This window comes from Micromonospora sp. DT178, from assembly GCF_049841695.1.
In the GTDB taxonomy this organism is placed as follows: Bacteria; Actinomycetota; Actinomycetes; order Mycobacteriales; family Micromonosporaceae; genus Micromonospora.
Genome location: NZ_JBNCKV010000003.1, coordinates 21,240 through 36,387, shown reverse-complemented (window position 1 = coordinate 36,387; position 15,148 = coordinate 21,240). Strand labels below are relative to the sequence as shown.

At 76.0% G+C, this 15,148-nt stretch carries 12 protein-coding genes and 3 tRNA genes; 8 read left to right on the top strand and 7 right to left on the bottom strand.

The genetic code is table 11. The annotated features are described in order from the left end of the window. The first annotated feature begins 8 nt into the window (after positions 1-8). Genes bioD through ACLQ22_RS06785 form a run of 3 tightly spaced genes read left to right on the top strand, consistent with a single transcriptional unit; the run spans position 9 to position 3,220 of the window. The gene (gene bioD, locus ACLQ22_RS06795; protein ID WP_425691783.1) at positions 9-713 is read left to right on the top strand and encodes a dethiobiotin synthase; all 705 of its coding nucleotides are present in this window, start codon (positions 9-11) and stop codon (positions 711-713) included. 54 nt (positions 714-767) lie between these two features. Next, positions 768-2,546 carry a sensor histidine kinase gene (locus tag ACLQ22_RS06790; RefSeq protein ID WP_425691504.1) on the top strand — a complete coding sequence of 593 codons (1,779 nt, stop codon included), beginning with the start codon at positions 768-770 and terminating at the stop codon, positions 2,544-2,546. Continuing rightward, positions 2,543-3,220 (top strand): response regulator, encoded by a 678-nt coding sequence (locus tag ACLQ22_RS06785; RefSeq protein WP_425691503.1) that lies wholly within the window; start codon positions 2,543-2,545, stop codon positions 3,218-3,220. Before ACLQ22_RS06790 ends, ACLQ22_RS06785 begins: the two co-directional genes overlap by 4 nt. Positions 3,221-3,258: 38 nt before the next feature. Here the strand turns inward: ACLQ22_RS06785 and ACLQ22_RS06780 are convergent, their stop codons facing one another. The 4 genes from ACLQ22_RS06780 to ACLQ22_RS06765 all read right to left on the bottom strand — a co-directional run bounded on the left by ACLQ22_RS06780 (position 3,259) and on the right by ACLQ22_RS06765 (position 7,390). Continuing rightward, positions 3,259-4,011: an ABC transporter permease subunit gene (locus ACLQ22_RS06780; RefSeq protein ID WP_425691502.1), complete on the bottom strand. Its 753-nt coding sequence runs from the start codon at positions 4,009-4,011 to the stop codon at positions 3,259-3,261. Then, positions 4,008-4,940 carry an ABC transporter ATP-binding protein gene (locus ACLQ22_RS06775; protein ID WP_425691501.1) on the bottom strand — a complete coding sequence of 311 codons (933 nt, stop codon included), beginning with the start codon at positions 4,938-4,940 and terminating at the stop codon, positions 4,008-4,010. The genes ACLQ22_RS06780 and ACLQ22_RS06775 overlap by 4 nt, the downstream gene beginning before the upstream one ends. Positions 4,941-5,548: 608 nt before the next feature. Beyond that, on the bottom strand, positions 5,549-6,712 hold the full coding sequence (locus tag ACLQ22_RS06770; protein WP_425691500.1) for a cytochrome P450: 1,164 nt from the start codon (positions 6,710-6,712) through the stop codon (positions 5,549-5,551). A 9-nt stretch (positions 6,713-6,721) separates the two neighbouring features. Next, positions 6,722-7,390 (bottom strand): class I SAM-dependent methyltransferase, encoded by a 669-nt coding sequence (locus ACLQ22_RS06765; protein WP_425691499.1) that lies wholly within the window; start codon positions 7,388-7,390, stop codon positions 6,722-6,724. A 241-nt stretch (positions 7,391-7,631) separates the two neighbouring features. Here ACLQ22_RS06765 and ACLQ22_RS06760 point away from each other — a divergent pair, with 241 nt between their 5' ends. Next, positions 7,632-8,513: a hypothetical protein gene (locus ACLQ22_RS06760; RefSeq protein WP_425691498.1), complete on the top strand. Its 882-nt coding sequence runs from the start codon at positions 7,632-7,634 to the stop codon at positions 8,511-8,513. A gap of 78 nt (positions 8,514-8,591) precedes the next feature. Here ACLQ22_RS06760 and ACLQ22_RS06755 read toward each other — a convergent pair whose 3' ends face one another. Continuing rightward, on the bottom strand, positions 8,592-10,628 hold the full coding sequence (locus ACLQ22_RS06755) for a M36 family metallopeptidase (RefSeq protein WP_425691497.1): 2,037 nt from the start codon (positions 10,626-10,628) through the stop codon (positions 8,592-8,594). Positions 10,629-11,763: 1,135 nt separating this feature from the next. Here ACLQ22_RS06755 and ACLQ22_RS06750 point away from each other — a divergent pair. Further along, on the top strand, positions 11,764-12,942 hold the full coding sequence (locus ACLQ22_RS06750) for an alkane 1-monooxygenase (protein ID WP_425691496.1): 1,179 nt from the start codon (positions 11,764-11,766) through the stop codon (positions 12,940-12,942). A gap of 182 nt (positions 12,943-13,124) precedes the next feature. On the opposite strand, the gene ACLQ22_RS06745 is transcribed toward ACLQ22_RS06750, so the two are convergent. Beyond that, positions 13,125-13,700, bottom strand: a complete 576-nt coding sequence (locus ACLQ22_RS06745; protein ID WP_425691495.1) for a TIGR03086 family metal-binding protein — start codon at positions 13,698-13,700, stop codon at positions 13,125-13,127. A gap of 217 nt (positions 13,701-13,917) precedes the next feature. After that, positions 13,918-14,520, bottom strand: coding sequence for a TetR/AcrR family transcriptional regulator (locus tag ACLQ22_RS06740; protein ID WP_366638745.1), 603 nt, complete (start codon positions 14,518-14,520; stop codon positions 13,918-13,920). 293 nt (positions 14,521-14,813) lie between these two features. Between ACLQ22_RS06740 and ACLQ22_RS06735 the strand changes: the two genes are divergently transcribed. From ACLQ22_RS06735 to ACLQ22_RS06725, 3 genes are all read left to right on the top strand, one after another. Then, a tRNA-Gly gene (locus ACLQ22_RS06735) sits at positions 14,814-14,886 on the top strand. A 34-nt stretch (positions 14,887-14,920) separates the two neighbouring features. Continuing rightward, a tRNA-Cys gene (locus ACLQ22_RS06730) sits at positions 14,921-14,991 on the top strand. A gap of 13 nt (positions 14,992-15,004) precedes the next feature. Next, positions 15,005-15,079 (top strand) — tRNA-Val (locus ACLQ22_RS06725). Positions 15,080-15,148 lie beyond the last annotated feature (69 nt).

Here is a 15,148-nt window from a genome sequence, read left to right as displayed (position 1 = left end):
GTGGGCCGGTGCTGGTCACCGGCACCGACACCGACGTCGGCAAGACGGTGGTCACGGCGGCGATCGCGGCGGCAGCGCAGGCGGCCGGCCTGCGGGTCGCGGTGGTCAAACCCGCCCAGACGGGTACGGCCGGCGGCGAGCCGGGCGACGTCGACGCGGTCAACCGGCTGGCCGCCCCGCTGACCGGCCGGACCCTGGCCAGCTTCCCCGACCCGCTAGCCCCGCTGGCGGCGGCCCGGGTCGCCGAGCTGGAGCCGTTGGCGCTGCACACCGCCGTCGACGCGGTCCGCGAGGAGGCCGACAAGCACGACCTGGTGCTCGTCGAGGGCGCGGGCGGCCTGCTCGTACCGATGGGGCTGCGGCCGGAGGGCAGGCCCTGGACGGTGGCGGACCTGGCGGTGGCGCTGGGCTGCCCGGCCGTGGTGGTGACCCGGGCCGGCCTGGGCACCCTGAACCACACCGCGCTGACGCTGGAGGCGCTGGAGCGCCGGGCGGTGCCGGCCGGCGTGGTGGTCGGCGCCTGGCCGGCCGCGCCGGAACTGGTGCACTGGGCCAACCTGACCGACCTGGTGCCGAAGCTGCTGGGCGCCCTGCCCGCCGGCACCGGGGCGATGGATCCGGGGGTCTTCCGCCGGTCCGCGCCCGGCTGGCTCACCCCGACGCTGTACGGGGTGCTCGACGACTGGCGCGCGTGGGCCGAGGAGATCAGCTGAGCACCTGACTTTCGTCGGTGTCGGCGCAGGTCGGGCGTGGGTAGCCTGGCCGCCGTGAAGAGCTGGTGGTCCGACCGGGCGGGCGGGGGTGGGTGGTCCCGGGCGGCCGTCCGGCGGCGGAGCGCCGATCTGCTCCTGTGGCTGACCACCGCCGCCCCGATCGGGTACGCGGGCGTCACCCCGCCGCACTCGGCGTACGCCTCCGCCCTGACGGCCGGCGCGCTGCTGCTGCTCGCCGCGGCGGTCGCGGCCAGCCGGCGGTGGCCGGTGGCCGCCCTGGTCGTCGTGGTGCTCGGGTCGCTGCTGGACGGCAACTTCCTCTTCGCGATCCCGGTGTTCGCCTACCTGACCGGTCGCCGCAGCTTCACCGCCGTCCCGGCCGCCGTCGCCTTCGCCGTGCTCGCGGCCGGCGGCACCGTGCTCAACCTGGGGCTGCTCGGCACCGGCGCGGCCACCTGGTTCCTGCTCGCCTCCGTGCTGCTCTTCGCCGGGGTGTTCCCGTGGCTCGTCGGGCGGTACCGGCGCCAGCAGGCCGTGCTGGCCGACGCCGGCCGCCGGCACGTCGAGGCGCGGGACCGGGAGCGGCGGGGCGCCGCCGAGCGGATCCGGCTGCGGGAGCGGGCCCGCATCGCCCAGGAGATGCACGACTCGCTCGGGCACGACCTGAGCCTGATCGCCCTGCGTGCCGCCGCGCTGGAGATCGCCGGCGACCTCGCGCCCCGGCACCGGGCCGCCGCCGGTGAGCTGCGGGCCAGCGTCGCCGCCGCCACCGAGCGGCTGCACGGGATCATCCGGGTGCTCCGGGAGCCGGACGGCGCGGCGACCACCCGGCCGGCCGACGAGAGCGTCGCCGAGCTGGTCGACGGGGCCCGGGAGGCGGGCATGGCGGTGCGCCTGGACGGCGCGGACGCCCTGGCGCAGCTGCCCCCGATGGCGGCGCACGCCGCGCACCGGGTGGTCCGCGAGGCGCTGACCAACGCCGCCCGGTACGCCCCCGGCGCGGCGGTCACGGTCGTGCTGGGCCGCGACGGCGACCAGGTCGAGGTGGCCGTCGTCAACGCGGCGCCACCGGCCGGTCCGCTGCCGGGCCCGCCGTCCACCGGTTCCGGCCTGCTCGCCCTCGCCGAGCGGGTACGGCTCGCCGGCGGCGCCCTGACGAGCGGTCCGCGCGACGGCGGCGGCTTCGCCGTCCGCGCCCGGCTGCCGGTCGCCGAGCCGAGCGGCGCCCACCCGCCCGTGGCTGCTCGGCCGGGGGTCGACGCCCTCCCGTCGCGCACGGGCGAGCCCGACCCCGCCGACAGGTGGGCGGTGGCCGGCTGGCCGGTGGGCGAGGCGGACCAGCCGGGGTTTCCGGTTGCCCCGGCGGTGGGCGCGGACGCGTCGGACGGCGGGTCGCCGGGGGAGCGGCCGGGGCCGTCGCCGTCGAAGTCCGAGACCGCGACCGCGTCCGAGACCGCGACCGCGTCCGAGGCCGTGACCGAGGCCGCGACCGAGGCCGAGCGGCGGCTGCGCGACGCCCGCCGACGGGTCCGGCTCAGCCTGCTGACGGCGCTCGGCGCCCCGGCGGGTCTCGCGCTGGTCCTCTCCCTGGTCTACTACCCGGTCGCCACCGCCGGGACGGTCCTCGACGACGGGGCCTTCGCGCGGATGCCCGTCGGTGCGCAGCGCGCCGAGCTGACCGGGCTGCCCCGACGGCAACTGGCCCCGCCCGCCGGGACGGCACGCCCCGGCTGCGAGCACTACACCGACGGCAACTTCCCCCTGGCCCAGCCGACGTGGCGGCTCTGCTTCGTCGAGGGCCGGCTGGTCAGCAAGGAGCGGATCGACGGATGAACGCCGACACGGCCGGCCCGGTGCGGGTCGTCCTCGCCGACGACGAGGCGATGATCCGGGCCGGTGTCCGGGCCATCCTGGCCACCGATCCGGGCATCGAGGTGGTGGCCGAGGCCGGCGACGGCCGGGCCGCGGTGGAACTCGTCCGGGCGCACCGGCCCCGGGTGGCGCTGCTGGACATCCGGATGCCGAGGCTGGACGGGCTCACCGCCGCCGCCGAGATCCGCCGGCTCGTGCCGGAGACGGCGACGCTCATGTTGACCACGTTCGGCGAGGACGACCACGTCGCCCGGGCGCTCGGGCACGGGGCGAGCGGGTTCCTGCTCAAGGCCGGCGACCCGCGCGAGCTGATCGCCGGGGTGCACGCCGTCGCCGAGGGTGGCGCGTACCTGTCGCCGCGGGTGGCCCGCCGGGTCATCGAACTGGGCGGTGACCGGGTGGCCCGTCGGCCCGTGGCCCGGGACCGGCTGGCCGGGCTGACCGACCGGGAGCGGGAGGTCCTCGCGCTGGTCGGGGCCGGGCTGTCGAACGCCGAGATCGCCCGCCGGCTGCACCTGGTCGAGGGGACCGTGAAGAGCTACCTGACGAGCATCTTCACCCGGCTCGAGGTGCGCAACCGGGTGCAGGCGGCGATCCTCGCGTACGAGGCGGGGCTGGTCGAGCCGACCGGCTGACCCGCCCCGCCCCGCGCACCGCACGCGTCCCGAATGCCTCAGGCGTCCCGGCGGCGCATCGCGGCCCGGCCCAGCAACAGCGCCGCGCCGGCCCAGCCCGCGAGCAGGAGCAACCCGACCGGCGCCGGGTACGGGTCGGTGTCCCCGGCCAGAAAGTGCCCGCCGGCGACCCCCGGGAAGGCGTCGGCGATCCGGTTGAGCACGGCGATGTCCGGCTCCTGCAACGACAGCGGAACGATCATCAGGGTGGCGACGAGCACGGTCAGGGTGAGCACCGCGCTGCGCAGGGCCGCGCCGAGCCCGAGGGCCAGCACGCCGACCAGCGCCAGGTAGGTCGCCACCGCGAGGACGTCGCCGACGGTGCCGCCGGCCGGCGCGGCGCCCCAGCGGCCGAGCACCGGCCGCGCCACCAGCGCGCCGACCGCGCCGATCAGCAGCCCGAGCGCGAACGTCACCGCCCCGGTCACCGCGGCCTTGGCCAGCAGCACCCGGCCGCGCGACGGCGTGCACTGCAGCGTGGTACGGATCGTGCCGCTGGTGAACTCGCTGGTGACGACGAGCAGGCCCAGCGCCAGCACGGCGTACTGGGTCAGCTCGACCGAGCCGATCACGACGCTGCCGACGGTGACGATCCCGGCGTCGTCGGCCGGGTCGTCGTTGGTGTTCGCGTTGGCGGCGTAGATGGCCAGCTGACCGGCGGTGGCGGCCATCAGCAGCACCCCGGCCAGCAGCGACCACCAGGTGGAACGCACGGACCACAGCTTGGTCCACTCGGCGGAGATCGTGTTCATCGTGCCTCGTTCCGGGTCGGGGTGCCGGCGTACTCGACGCTGTCGGCGGTCAGTTCCATGAAGGCCTGTTCCAGGGACGCTCCGTGCGGGCTGAGCCCGTGCAGCCGCACCCCCAGCTCGTACGCCAGATCGCCGATCCGCTCGACGGTGGCGCCGGTGACGGTCAGCTCGTCCGGGCCGGCCGGCTCGACGGCGGCCCCGGCGGCGGTGAGCCGCCCGGCGAGCGCGGCGAGGCCGGCCGGCTGCGGGCTGCGTACCCGCACGGCCACCGCGCTGCCGGCGATGACCTCGTCGATCGGCGCGTCGGCGAGCAGGCGACCCCGGCCGATCACCACGAGCCGGTCGGCGGTGAGCTGCATCTCGGTCATCAGGTGGCTGGAGACGAAGACCGTCCGGCCCTCGTCGGCCAGCGACCGCATCAGCTGCCGGACCCAGCGCACCCCGTCCGGGTCGAGGCCGTTGACCGGCTCGTCGAACATCAGCACCGGCGGGTCGCCGAGCAGCGCACCAGCGATGCCGAGCCGCTGGCCCATGCCGAGGGAGAGGGTGCGGCCGGGCTTGGCCGCGGCGCGGGCGTCCAGCCCCACGGTGGCGAGCACCTCGTCCACCCTGCGGTCCGGTATCCCGTTGCTGCGGGCCATCGCGAGCAGGTGCGCCCGACCCGAGCGGGCGGGATGCACGGCCCGGGCGTCGAGCAACGCGCCGACCTCGCGCAGCGGGCGCCGCAGCTCCCGGTACGTCCGCCCGCCCACGAGCGCCTGCCCGGCGGTGGGCCGGTCCAGCCCGAGGATCATCCGCATGGTGGTGGACTTGCCCGCGCCGTTCGGGCCGAGGAACCCGGTGACCCGGCCGGGTCCGATGTCGACGGTCAGGGCGTCGACGGCGGTCGTGTCCCCGAACCGCTTGGTCAACCCACGTAATGTGATCATGTACTGACGCTAGGTCCGGCACCCCGGCCCCGGCCGCGCCCGAACGGCACCACCGTCCACTGACTTTCGTCGGGTCCCTCCCACCGCCACCCCCTCCCGCCGGGCGACGCGTTCCGGTGCGGCCTGGTCCGGTCTGGTGCGGTGCGGTGCGACGTGCGGTGGTGCCGTGCCGACGACCAGCCGCAACAGCCCAACAGCCGACACACCAAGACGCACTGCGACACCAAGACGCACTGCGACACCACGACGCACTGCGACACCACGACGCACGGGCGCCGCGACGCACTGCGGCGCCGCGACGCACGGGCGCCGCGACGCACGGGCGCCGCGACGCGCTGCGGGGCCGCGACGCACGACGCTCGCCGTTCGAGTGGCCCGTCCGATTGCCCCGCTGCCTCATGGTCACGCGAGAGCGTCGGTGATCAGGGCGCCATGGACGTTACCGGGCACTTTTTAGGTACATGGCGTCCTGATCACCGCTGGTTGGGCCGGTGTTCCTGGCCTGCCTCGGCGCGCGCATCACGGCGCGCGCACCGCGGCGGGCGTGCCACGGCGCGCGCACCGCGGCGGGCGTGCCACGGCGCGCGCACCGCGGCGGGCGTGCCGGTTCAGCGCCTGCGGACGACGAAGGCGTCGGGCATCCGGAAGGTCAGGTTGTCCGGGCACCACGGCTCGCGGAGCACGGTCACCCCGTCCAGCAGCGGGGCGGTCTCCGCGACCACCACCGCCGCCTCCATCCGGGCCAGTTGGTCGCCGACGCAGCGGTGCGTGCCCGCCCCGAAGGCCAGGTGCCGGCGGGAGCCGCGTTGCCCGGGCCGGAACTCGTCCGGCGCGTCGACGGTGGCCGGGTCCCGGCCTGCGCGGGCCAGCCAGAGCACGATGCTGGTGCCCGCCGGCACCGCCGTCCCGCCCAGCGTGGTGTCCACCGCCGCCACCCGCCGCCAGGTCACGATCGGCGGCTCCAGCCGCAGCCCCTCCTCGACCACGTCGGCGACCGCGACGGTGCCGTCGCGCAGGCCGGCCAGCACGGCCGGCTCGCCGGTCAGCCGGTGCAGCAGCAGGGTGAGGAACTGCGAGGTCGTCTCCTGGCCGGCCACCAGCAGGAAGAACAGCGCGCCGACCACCACGTCGGGCGGGTGCCCGGCGGCCCGCAGCGACCCGGCCAGCCCGCCCCCGGTCGCCGCGAACTCCCGCAGCACCCGGTGGAAGCGGCCCACCTCGGCGGCGAGAACCTGCTGCCGCTCGGCGTCCAGCGGCGCCCAGAACAGTTCCAGCGCGGCGCGGGCGAACTCCTTCACCGCGCCGACCGGCGCGTCCGGCAGCTCGACCAGCCGGGCCAGCACCAGCAGCGGCAGGTCGGCGGCGAGTTCGGCGTACAGGTCCACCGACCCGCCGGCGTCCAGGGTGGCGGCGATCCCGCCGACGCGCTCCCGGACCAGGCCGGTCAGCCAGGGCCGCTGGGCGGCGACCCGCGTCGGGTGCAGGGCGTCGGCGACGATCGCCCGGATCGCCGGGTGGCTGGCGCCGCCGTTGTTCGCCAGGGTCGGCGGCAGCCGGAACCGGTGCCCGGCCAGCACCCGCAGCGCGGCCACCGGCATCGGGGTCACCGCGTCCAGCGCGTTGTCCGGCCGGTACGTCGCCGGATCGGTGAGCACCTGGCGGACCAGGGCGTGCCGGGTCACGACCAGGTGAGCGACCCCCACGTGGTCGGCCACCCGGGCCACGTCCGGCCAGTGCGCGTCGGCGGTCTGCGCCCAGCTCCGGAACAGCACGCCGACACGCTAGCGGCCCGCCCCCGGCAGCCCCGCCCGCAACTGCCACACCGTGGTGCGCTTCACCCGTACGCTCTCCAGCGTCTCGGGCACCGGCACGTCGTAGACGGCCAGCTCGTCGAAGCGGTCGTGCGGCAGGAAGGCCCGGCCGGGGTCGCCGACCAGCACCCGGGCCCCGGAGCGGGCGGCCCGGAGCAGGAAGCGCAGCACCCGGTTGGCCATTGCCTGGCTGTAGAACACGTCCCCGGCGAGCACCACCTCGGCCCCACCGGCGTCGCCGTCGAGGACGTCGGCGAGTTCGGCGTCGACGCGTACCCCGTTGGCCTCGGCGTTGACCGCGACGGCCGCGACGGCCAGCTCGTCGATCTCCACGGCGCGCACGGCGGCGGCGCCGGCCCGCGCGGCGGCGACGGCGACCAGCCCGGAGCCCGCGGCGAGGTCCAGCACCCGGCGGCCGGCGACCAGCTCCGGGTGGTCGGTGACGTACCGGGCCAGCGCCTGCCCGCCGGCCCAGGCGAAGGCCCAGAACGGCGGCGGCTGCGCGCTGCGGAACTCGCCCTCGGTCAACTCCCACAGCCCGATGGCGTCGTCCGCCTGGTGCAGCCGCACCTCGGGAACGAAGGCGACCGGGGAGAGGCTGGCGTGCAGCCGGACGAAGGCGGCGGAGAGGTCGGACACGCCGGCGATTGTCCCCCGCCGCCCGAACCCGCCGCCCGGCGCCACCCCGGGTCGCCCCCGCCCGGGTGCCGGCGCGCGGTCGTCGGGGCCGGGCGTGTCGCGGGGGAGGGGTGACCGGTTCACCACCGTCGATGAAATCGGCCCCCGCGCTTGGCGACCGGTGCGAACACGCCCGTCTACCGGCCGGCCGGCGGCGCTGGCAGCGTTGCGGGTTGGCGGCGACCGACGGGAGGTGGGAACGGTGGCGACCGTGTGGCGGTACGCGCTACGGGCCGGGGTGGTGCTCGGCTGCCTGACCGGGGCGGGGCTGCCCGTGCCCGCGCAGGCGGCCTTCACCACCGAGCTGAGCGGCCTGCCGGACGAGTTCACCGCCGGGGGCCGGGTGGAGACCGTCTCCGCCGTGGTGTCCCGCGAGGACGGCGGCTGCGTGAAGGTCCGCTGGTCGATGGTGCTGCGGGTACGCGGGATCCGGCTCGACCAGGTCAGGATGGACCGGGTCGAGGAGACCGGCTCGTTCCCGCTGGACATCCGCGCCGACGGGGACGTGGCCAGGCTGACCGACCGCCGGCTCGACCCGGGCACGCTCTGCCCCGGGCGGACGGTCACCGCCCGCTACCGGTTGGCCTTCGCCGGGGACGTCACCCGGGGGCGGATCACCCTGGTGGCGGAGGCGTACGACGCGAACCTGCGGTTGCTGTCCCGGCAGACGGCGACGCGGTCGGTGGTCGGGTCGGCCGCCCGGACGGCCGCGCCCGAGGAACCGGCGCCCCGCGCCACCCCGGCCGATCCGACCGGACCGGCCGCGACGACCGCAGAAGCGGCGGAGCCCGGGGAGGCGCCCGACGCCGACGAGCCGGTGACCGACGAACCCGTTGCCGACGAGCCCGCCGCCGTCGGGGCACCGCCGGCGGCCGGCGCGGGGCGGCCGGTGGCGGGGTCCGGTGGTTTCGGGGCCGTGCAGGCCGCGTTCCTGCTCGGCGGGCTGCTGCTCTCGCTCGGCCTCGGCCTGCTGCTGCGGCTGCGCCACCTGACCCGGGCTGCCGGCGCGGACGACGACGCCGGACCGGACCGGCGCTGGGAACGGCCCGCCGTGCCCGGGTGGTGGCGGGCCGCCCGCCGCTGACCGGGGCCGCCACCGGGACCGGTCACCGGAGGTGGTCCGTCGGGGCCGGCCGGCGCGCCGACCGACCCCGACGGGCGGTCACTTCGAGAACGCCTGGAACTCGGCGATGCGCACCTGGGTACGCGCCGGGCTGGCGGTCGCGCAGTCGGTGGTGGTCGCCGGGTCGTCGTCCTGCTCACCGGCGTAGGCGGGGCCGCCGGTGCACTGGCTGGCGAGCACCTCCAACCGCAGGTGCGTGGCCAGCGTGGTCGGCACCGCGAACTCGCGCAGGTTGACGTCCCGCACGTACGCCCGGTACGCCCCGCCGGGGAACGCGTCGGGCGCGCTGGTGTGGATCCGCCGCCAGTTCGCCGGATCCGCGCAGTCGGTCGTCTTCGCGTTGCACGCCGACACCGCGAACGAGCGCAGCGCGCTGAGCGCGTTCTGGCTGCCCGGGTCGGCGTCGCCGGTGATCGCCGGGCGCAGCATGGCGCTGACGTTCACCCGCTTCACGACCTGCGGCGCGTCCCCGGGAAGTGCCACGGTCACCTGCCGGCCGGCCACCCCGTCCAGGGAGGCCCAGTTGGTGGCCTCGGTGTCGTCGGCGATGCGCTCCAGGTTGACCCCGTCACCGGTGACCGTCGCGCCGGACGCCGTGGACGCCAGGTTCCGGCTCATCCGCAGGTCGACGTACCCCTCCTTGCCGGCCTTGGCGACCACGGTCAGCCGCTGGTGGCCGAAGCCGGGCGCGACGGCGAGCAGCTGGTACGTGCCGGGCACCAGCTCGACGGTGTCCGGTAGCGCGGTGGCCGGGTCGGTGTCGGCCACCGGCATCGCCCGCGCCTCGTACGCCCCGACGTACACCCGGATCGGCGCGTCGGCGCTGTCGCCCTTCGGCCGGAGGGTGAGCACGGCGTTGTCGGCGTCGGGGGCGGCGAAGCTCGGCGTCGGGTCCGTGTCGGCGGCGCCGTTGGTGGCGGCGTCGCGGCCCATCCCGGAGCGGGCGAACTCGGCCCAGAGCAGGTCCTGGTTGGCGCCGCCGAAGCGGAGCAGGTCGGCGGTGAGCATGTTGTCCCGCATGTCGAGCATGCTCACCTGGCTGGCGGCCTGGAGCAGGAACGAGTCGAAGACCAGCTGCGACCAGCGCCGGTTGCCCGGGCACTGCTCCACCGCCACCCTGCCGCGCGCGCAGTCGAGCTGCCGCTGCGGGGTGCCGACGCCGTACCGCTTCATCAGCGCGGCGCGCACCCGGAAGTTGGTGGCGCTCCAGATCTCGCCGTCGGCGTGCACGGCGGGCCCGCCGGTGTTGTAGCCGACGTCGGAGTAGTTCAGCGGGCTGCGGCTGAAGTCGTGGTTGCGGATGCCGCTGACCAGGTTGCCGGTGACGTAGCCGCCGGTGACGTAGGGGGTCTCGCCGGGGGCGCGCAGCCCGTGCTGGAACAGGTACTCGGCGGCGAGCAGGTCGCTCCACGACTCGCCCATCGAGCCGCCCTGGTGCCCGCTGATGCCGCTGTCCGGGCCGGCGATCATGCGGTTGGTGATGGCGTGGGTGTACTCGTGCCCGATCACCGTCATGTCGTAGTCGCCGTCGACGCAGGGCGGGTACGGCCCGCCGGCCTGCGGCTGCCACAGGTACATGTTGGTGGTGGGCGGCAGGCCGTCGCGCGGCGTGCCCTGGTTGGCGTTGTTCCGGTTGCCGCTGAGCGCGCCCTGCTGGGCGCGGCCCTGCTCGGCGTCGCCACCCAGCCCCTGCGGGGTCAGGTTGACCGCCTGGAGGTTCCAGGTCGCCTCGGTGAAGCCGAGGTGCCAGGCCCAGTCGTGCATCCGGTTGTGCATGGCGAACAGGTTGGCGATCGCGGCGTCGCCGTCGTTGCGCTGCGCGGAGGTGAACACCTCCGGGTTGCAGCGGGCCTGGTGCCACTGGTCGGTGAACGGGTACTCGTAGCGGCGCTCCGGGCTGGGCGTGGCCGGCACGGCCGGCGTGCCGCCGCCCCAGGAGAGCACGGTGTTGGCGGAGTTGCCCCGGGCGGTGCCGGTCGGCGTGCCGGTGGCCGCGTCGACGTCCCACGGCTGGCCGGTGGCCGGGTCGCGGAAGGCCGCCTGGCAGCCCGGCGCGGGGTCGCCGCACCAGCGCACCCGGGGGTCCTGCCCGGGGCCCAGGTCGCGCGGCGGGGTGGGCCGGGAAGACCGCCCAGCTCGGGTTGTCCGAGTCGAAGTCGACGAGGTCCTCGCGGACCAGCACCTGACCGGTGATCCCGTCGACGTAGGTGGTGAACGCCTCCGGGTGGTCGGTGTCGGCGCCGATCAGGGTCACCTCGTAGGCGGCCCGGGGCCCGTCGAGCGGGGTGGGCACGGCGACGGCGCGGACGCTGTGGCTGCGTACCGCCTCGGCGGTCCGGCCGGCGTCGGCGCGCGCCGCGGCGTACGCCTGCTCGTCGGTGAGGGTGGCCGGCGCTGGCGCGGCGGTGTCCCGGGACAGCGAGGAGTTGACCGCGAGGACCTTGCCACCGGCGACCGCGACGGTGACCAGGCCGTCGTGCCCGGCCGGCAGGTCGCCGAAGCGCTGCCGGAGGGTGACGACGGCGCCGGCGCCGATCGGGCGGACCAGGACCCGGTCCATCGCGTCGACCGCCGCGGCGTCCAGGCCGAAGAGGTCGTGGTGACCGGTGAGGTACGCGCGGGCGGCCGCCTCCGGCTCGGCGGGGAGACCGGTGGCGAGGGGCGCGCTGCCGGGGCCGAGCGCGTGCGGGGTGCCGAGGCGGTTCCAGCGGGCGTCCGGGTCGGCCTTGCGCGCCAGGCCCCGCTGCCGCGCGTCGGGGGCGGCGGTGCCGGGGCGGTTGTCGACGTCGGCGTGCTGGTGCTGCCCCTCGGCGAACGGGCCGGAGCGCCGCTCGGCGGAGGCACCACCGGTTCCGGCGGCTGCGGTGGGGCCGGTGGGCAGCAGCGCGGCCGCCACCGCGGTCGCCGCCAGGACGGGGATGAGCCGGCGTCGCCGCCGGCTCATCCAGGGTGTCCACTCCGGTTGTGCCACGGGACCTCCTCGTGGGAGCGGGGTGGCCGGCCCTCCGCCGGCCCGCGCAGCGCGGTTACGCATGTGCATCTGTGGATATCAGCCTGCCTGGGCGGGAACAAGGGTCGCGCCTACTCAAGGCGGCTCCGGACGCCGTGGCGGGCCGACTCCCCGCGCTGGTTTCGACAAAAACAGTCCCTTGTACACGGACGTGACGGCTGTCACAGTCGAGGAAGGACCGCGAGAGATCGGAGGCCGGCCATGGCCCTCGACCCCACAGCGCCCGCCACCGCCGCCGGGTGGCGGGACGCCCGCCGGCCGTTCTGGCCGCTGGCGTTGCTCGTCCCGGCGCTGCCGTTCGTCGGCTGGGCGACCTGGCGGGCCACCGGCGACGCGTGGGCCTGGTGGCTCACCCCCGCCGCCGTGTTCGTCCTGATCCCGGTGGTCGACCTGCTGGTCGGCGAGGACCGGCGCAACCCGCCCGACGAGGCGGTGCCCCGGCTGGCCGCCGACGGCTACTACCGCTGGCTGACCTACCTCTACCTGCCCGCCCAGTACGCGGCCCTGGTGCTCTGCTGCGCGGTCTGGGCCCGGGGCGGCCTGACGGTGGCCGGCGCGGCCGGCCTGGTCGCCACGATCGGGGTGGTCGACGGCATCGCCATCAACACCGCCCACGAGCTGGGCCACAAGCGGGAGAGGCTGGAGCGCCGGCTGTCCAAGGTGGCCCTGGCGCCGGCCGCGTACGGGCACTTCTACGTCGAGCACAACCGGGGCCACCACACCCGCGTCGCCACGCCCGAGGACCCGGCCAGCGCCCGGCTGGGGGAGAGCTTCTGGGCGTTCTGGCCGCGTACCGTCTCAGGCAGCCTGCGCTCGGCGTGGCGGCTGGAGGCCGGCCGGTTCCGCCTGCGGGGCCGCAGCCCGTGGACGTGGCGCAACGACGTGCTCAACGCGTTCGCGATGACCCTCGCGCTCTACGCGGCGCTGGCCGTCGCCTTCGGCCCGGGCGTGCTGCCGTTCCTGGTGCTCCAGGCGGTGGTCGGGTTCTCCCTGCTGGAGGTGGTCAACTACCTGGAGCACTACGGGTTGGCGCGGCGGCGCACCCCCGCCGGGCGCTACGAGAAGGTCGACCCCCGGCACAGCTGGAACAGCGACCGCAGCGTGACCAACATCTTCCTCTTCCAGCTCCAGCGGCACAGCGACCACCACGCCAACCCGCTGCGCCGCTACCAGACGCTGCGCACCTTCGAGTCCTCCCCGCAGCTGCCCGCCGGCTACGCCACGATGGTGGTGGCCGCGCTGGTGCCGCCGGTGTGGCGTCGGCTGATGGACCACCGGGTGCTCGCCCACTACGACGGGGACCTGTCGCTGGCCAACGTCCACCCGCCGGCCCTGCGCCGGCTGCGGGAGCGCCGGCGACGCGGCCCGGCGGCCGCCTGACGGCCGGGTTCGCGTCCCGGCCCGCTGCCGGGGTGGCTCCGCCGGGTCGCGTCCCGGCCCGCTGCCCGGGCCGGCTCCCGCCGGGTCGCGTCGCGGCGTCCGTCCGGAGGGCGCTCAGGGCGTCCGGTCGGGGGCCCTCACGGCGTCCGGTCGGGGGCCCTCACGGCGCCCAGTCGGGGACCTCACGGCGCCCAGTCGGGGTCGCGGCCGAAGGCGGCGACGAGGCGGTCCTGCTCGTCCGCCCGCGCTGGCACGTCGAACTGCGGCCGGACCAGCCGGCCCCGCTGGTAGTCGCCGATCCGCTGACCGAACCACCGCGCGCACGCGGCGACCGCGTCGGGGTCCAGCCGGGGGTCCGCGCCGATCGCCACGGCGAGGTCCCAGCCGTGGATCAGGTGCTCCGCGGTCAGCTGGTGCAGGTACTCGTCGGCGGGGGTCTCGCCGGAGGAGAGCCCGACGGTGCGCTCCAGCGCCCCCGGGTGGGTGAAGGCCAGTTCGGCCTGCCCCGCCGCCTCCCGGGCCGCGTCGGCCGGGTCCGGGCCGAGCAGGTCGCCGTCGTAGCGGTCGCCGACCTGCTCGATCGTCCGCCCCGCGAGCAGCGCGACGCTCCACCGGTCCTCGCCCACCACGTGGTTGACCAGCGCCCGGACGTCCCAGTCGGGGCACGGGGTCGGGTCCGACCACTGGTCGGGGCCGACCTGCGCCACCCGGTCGGTGAACTCGGCCAGGCTGCGGCGGTACGTCTCCAGCGGGTCCATGCCGACGATTGTTCCGGCTGCCTGGGGGAGCCGAGCGGTTTTGCCGGCTTCCTGGGCGGGCGGAGGGCCGGTCGTGCCCGCGGCTCCTCGCACGGAGCGCCGGTCGCGCCCGGGCGGCCTCGTCGGGGGCCCCGGCCGCCGGCGCGTCGACCCGCGCGGGCGGTGATCGGCACCGGCGCGTCGTGCGCCGGCCGCCCCACTGGGCTCCCTGCCCGGCTCAGTCCAGCTGCGCCGGGTCGAGCCCCAGCTCGCGGGCGGTGAGCAGGCGCACCCACTCGGCGAACTGCCGGCGGGAGATCACCCGGTCGTGCACCGCGAGCTGCACCGCCAGCCCGTCCACCACCGCGCTGATCCGCCACGCCGCCCCGGCCGGGTCGGCGCAGTCGAAGGTGCCCTCGCGGACCCCGTCCGAGATGACCGTCGCCAGGTCCTCCCGCCAGCGCAGGTCGAGCCGGCGGGAGACCTTCTCCAACTCCGGGGTACGCAGCGACTCCGCCCAGCCGTCGATCCACATGGCCCAGGAGGTCGCCCGGCCCGCGGGCGTGTAGAGCCGCACGATCCGGCGGAGCTTGGTCAGGGGCGGGACGTTGGAGCGCATCACCGCGTCCAGGCGGGCCAGATCCTGCTCCACCGCGTACGCGAACGCCTGCGCGAGCAGCCGGTCCTTGGTGGCGAAGTGGTAGAAGACCAGCGCCTGGCTCACCCCGGCGGCCTGTGCCACGTCGGCCGTGCGGGTGTTGGCCAGACCACGTTCCACGATCACGTCACAGGCCGTGCGCAGCAGGGCATCCAGGCGGATCTCGGCCGCACGTCTCGTCACGCCGTTACCGTAGCCCATCCAATCGAACACAGGCAGTTACGGATCACGGTCCCTTCGGCCCACTACAGTCGGAAGCCGGACAGTTCCGGGGGCGGATCCCGGCCGTGGACCGCGCCGGCCACGGAGTCCGGTCCATCCTCCTAGGAAGCTCAGGCGACGGGTTGGACGTCACCCTCCCGCCGCAGGTGGTGGCGTTCGGGTCCCACCCGACTCGCCGGGAGCCACCCCGATTTGGCAACCGCTCGCCGGCTCGGCTAAAGTTCTCACCCGTCACCGGTTAACGCCGGAGACACGCGGACGTAGCGCAGCTGGTAGCGCATCACCTTGCCAAGGTGAGGGTCGCGGGTTCGAATCCCGTCGTCCGCTCGGAGCTGCCGCCACGCATGACGGGGGCAACCTCGGTGGGGTGGCCGAGAGGCGAGGCAACGGCCTGCAAAGCCGTGTACGCGGGTTCAAATCCCGTCCCCACCTCGGTAACAAGCGAGGGCGATTGGCGCAGTGGGAGCGCGCTTCCTTGACACGGAAGAGGTCACTGGTTCAAACCCAGTATCGCCCACCAACACGAAGGCCCGTCACCATCCGGTGACGGGCCTTCGCCGTTCGTCCGCCCACGCCGAGCCCGCGCGAC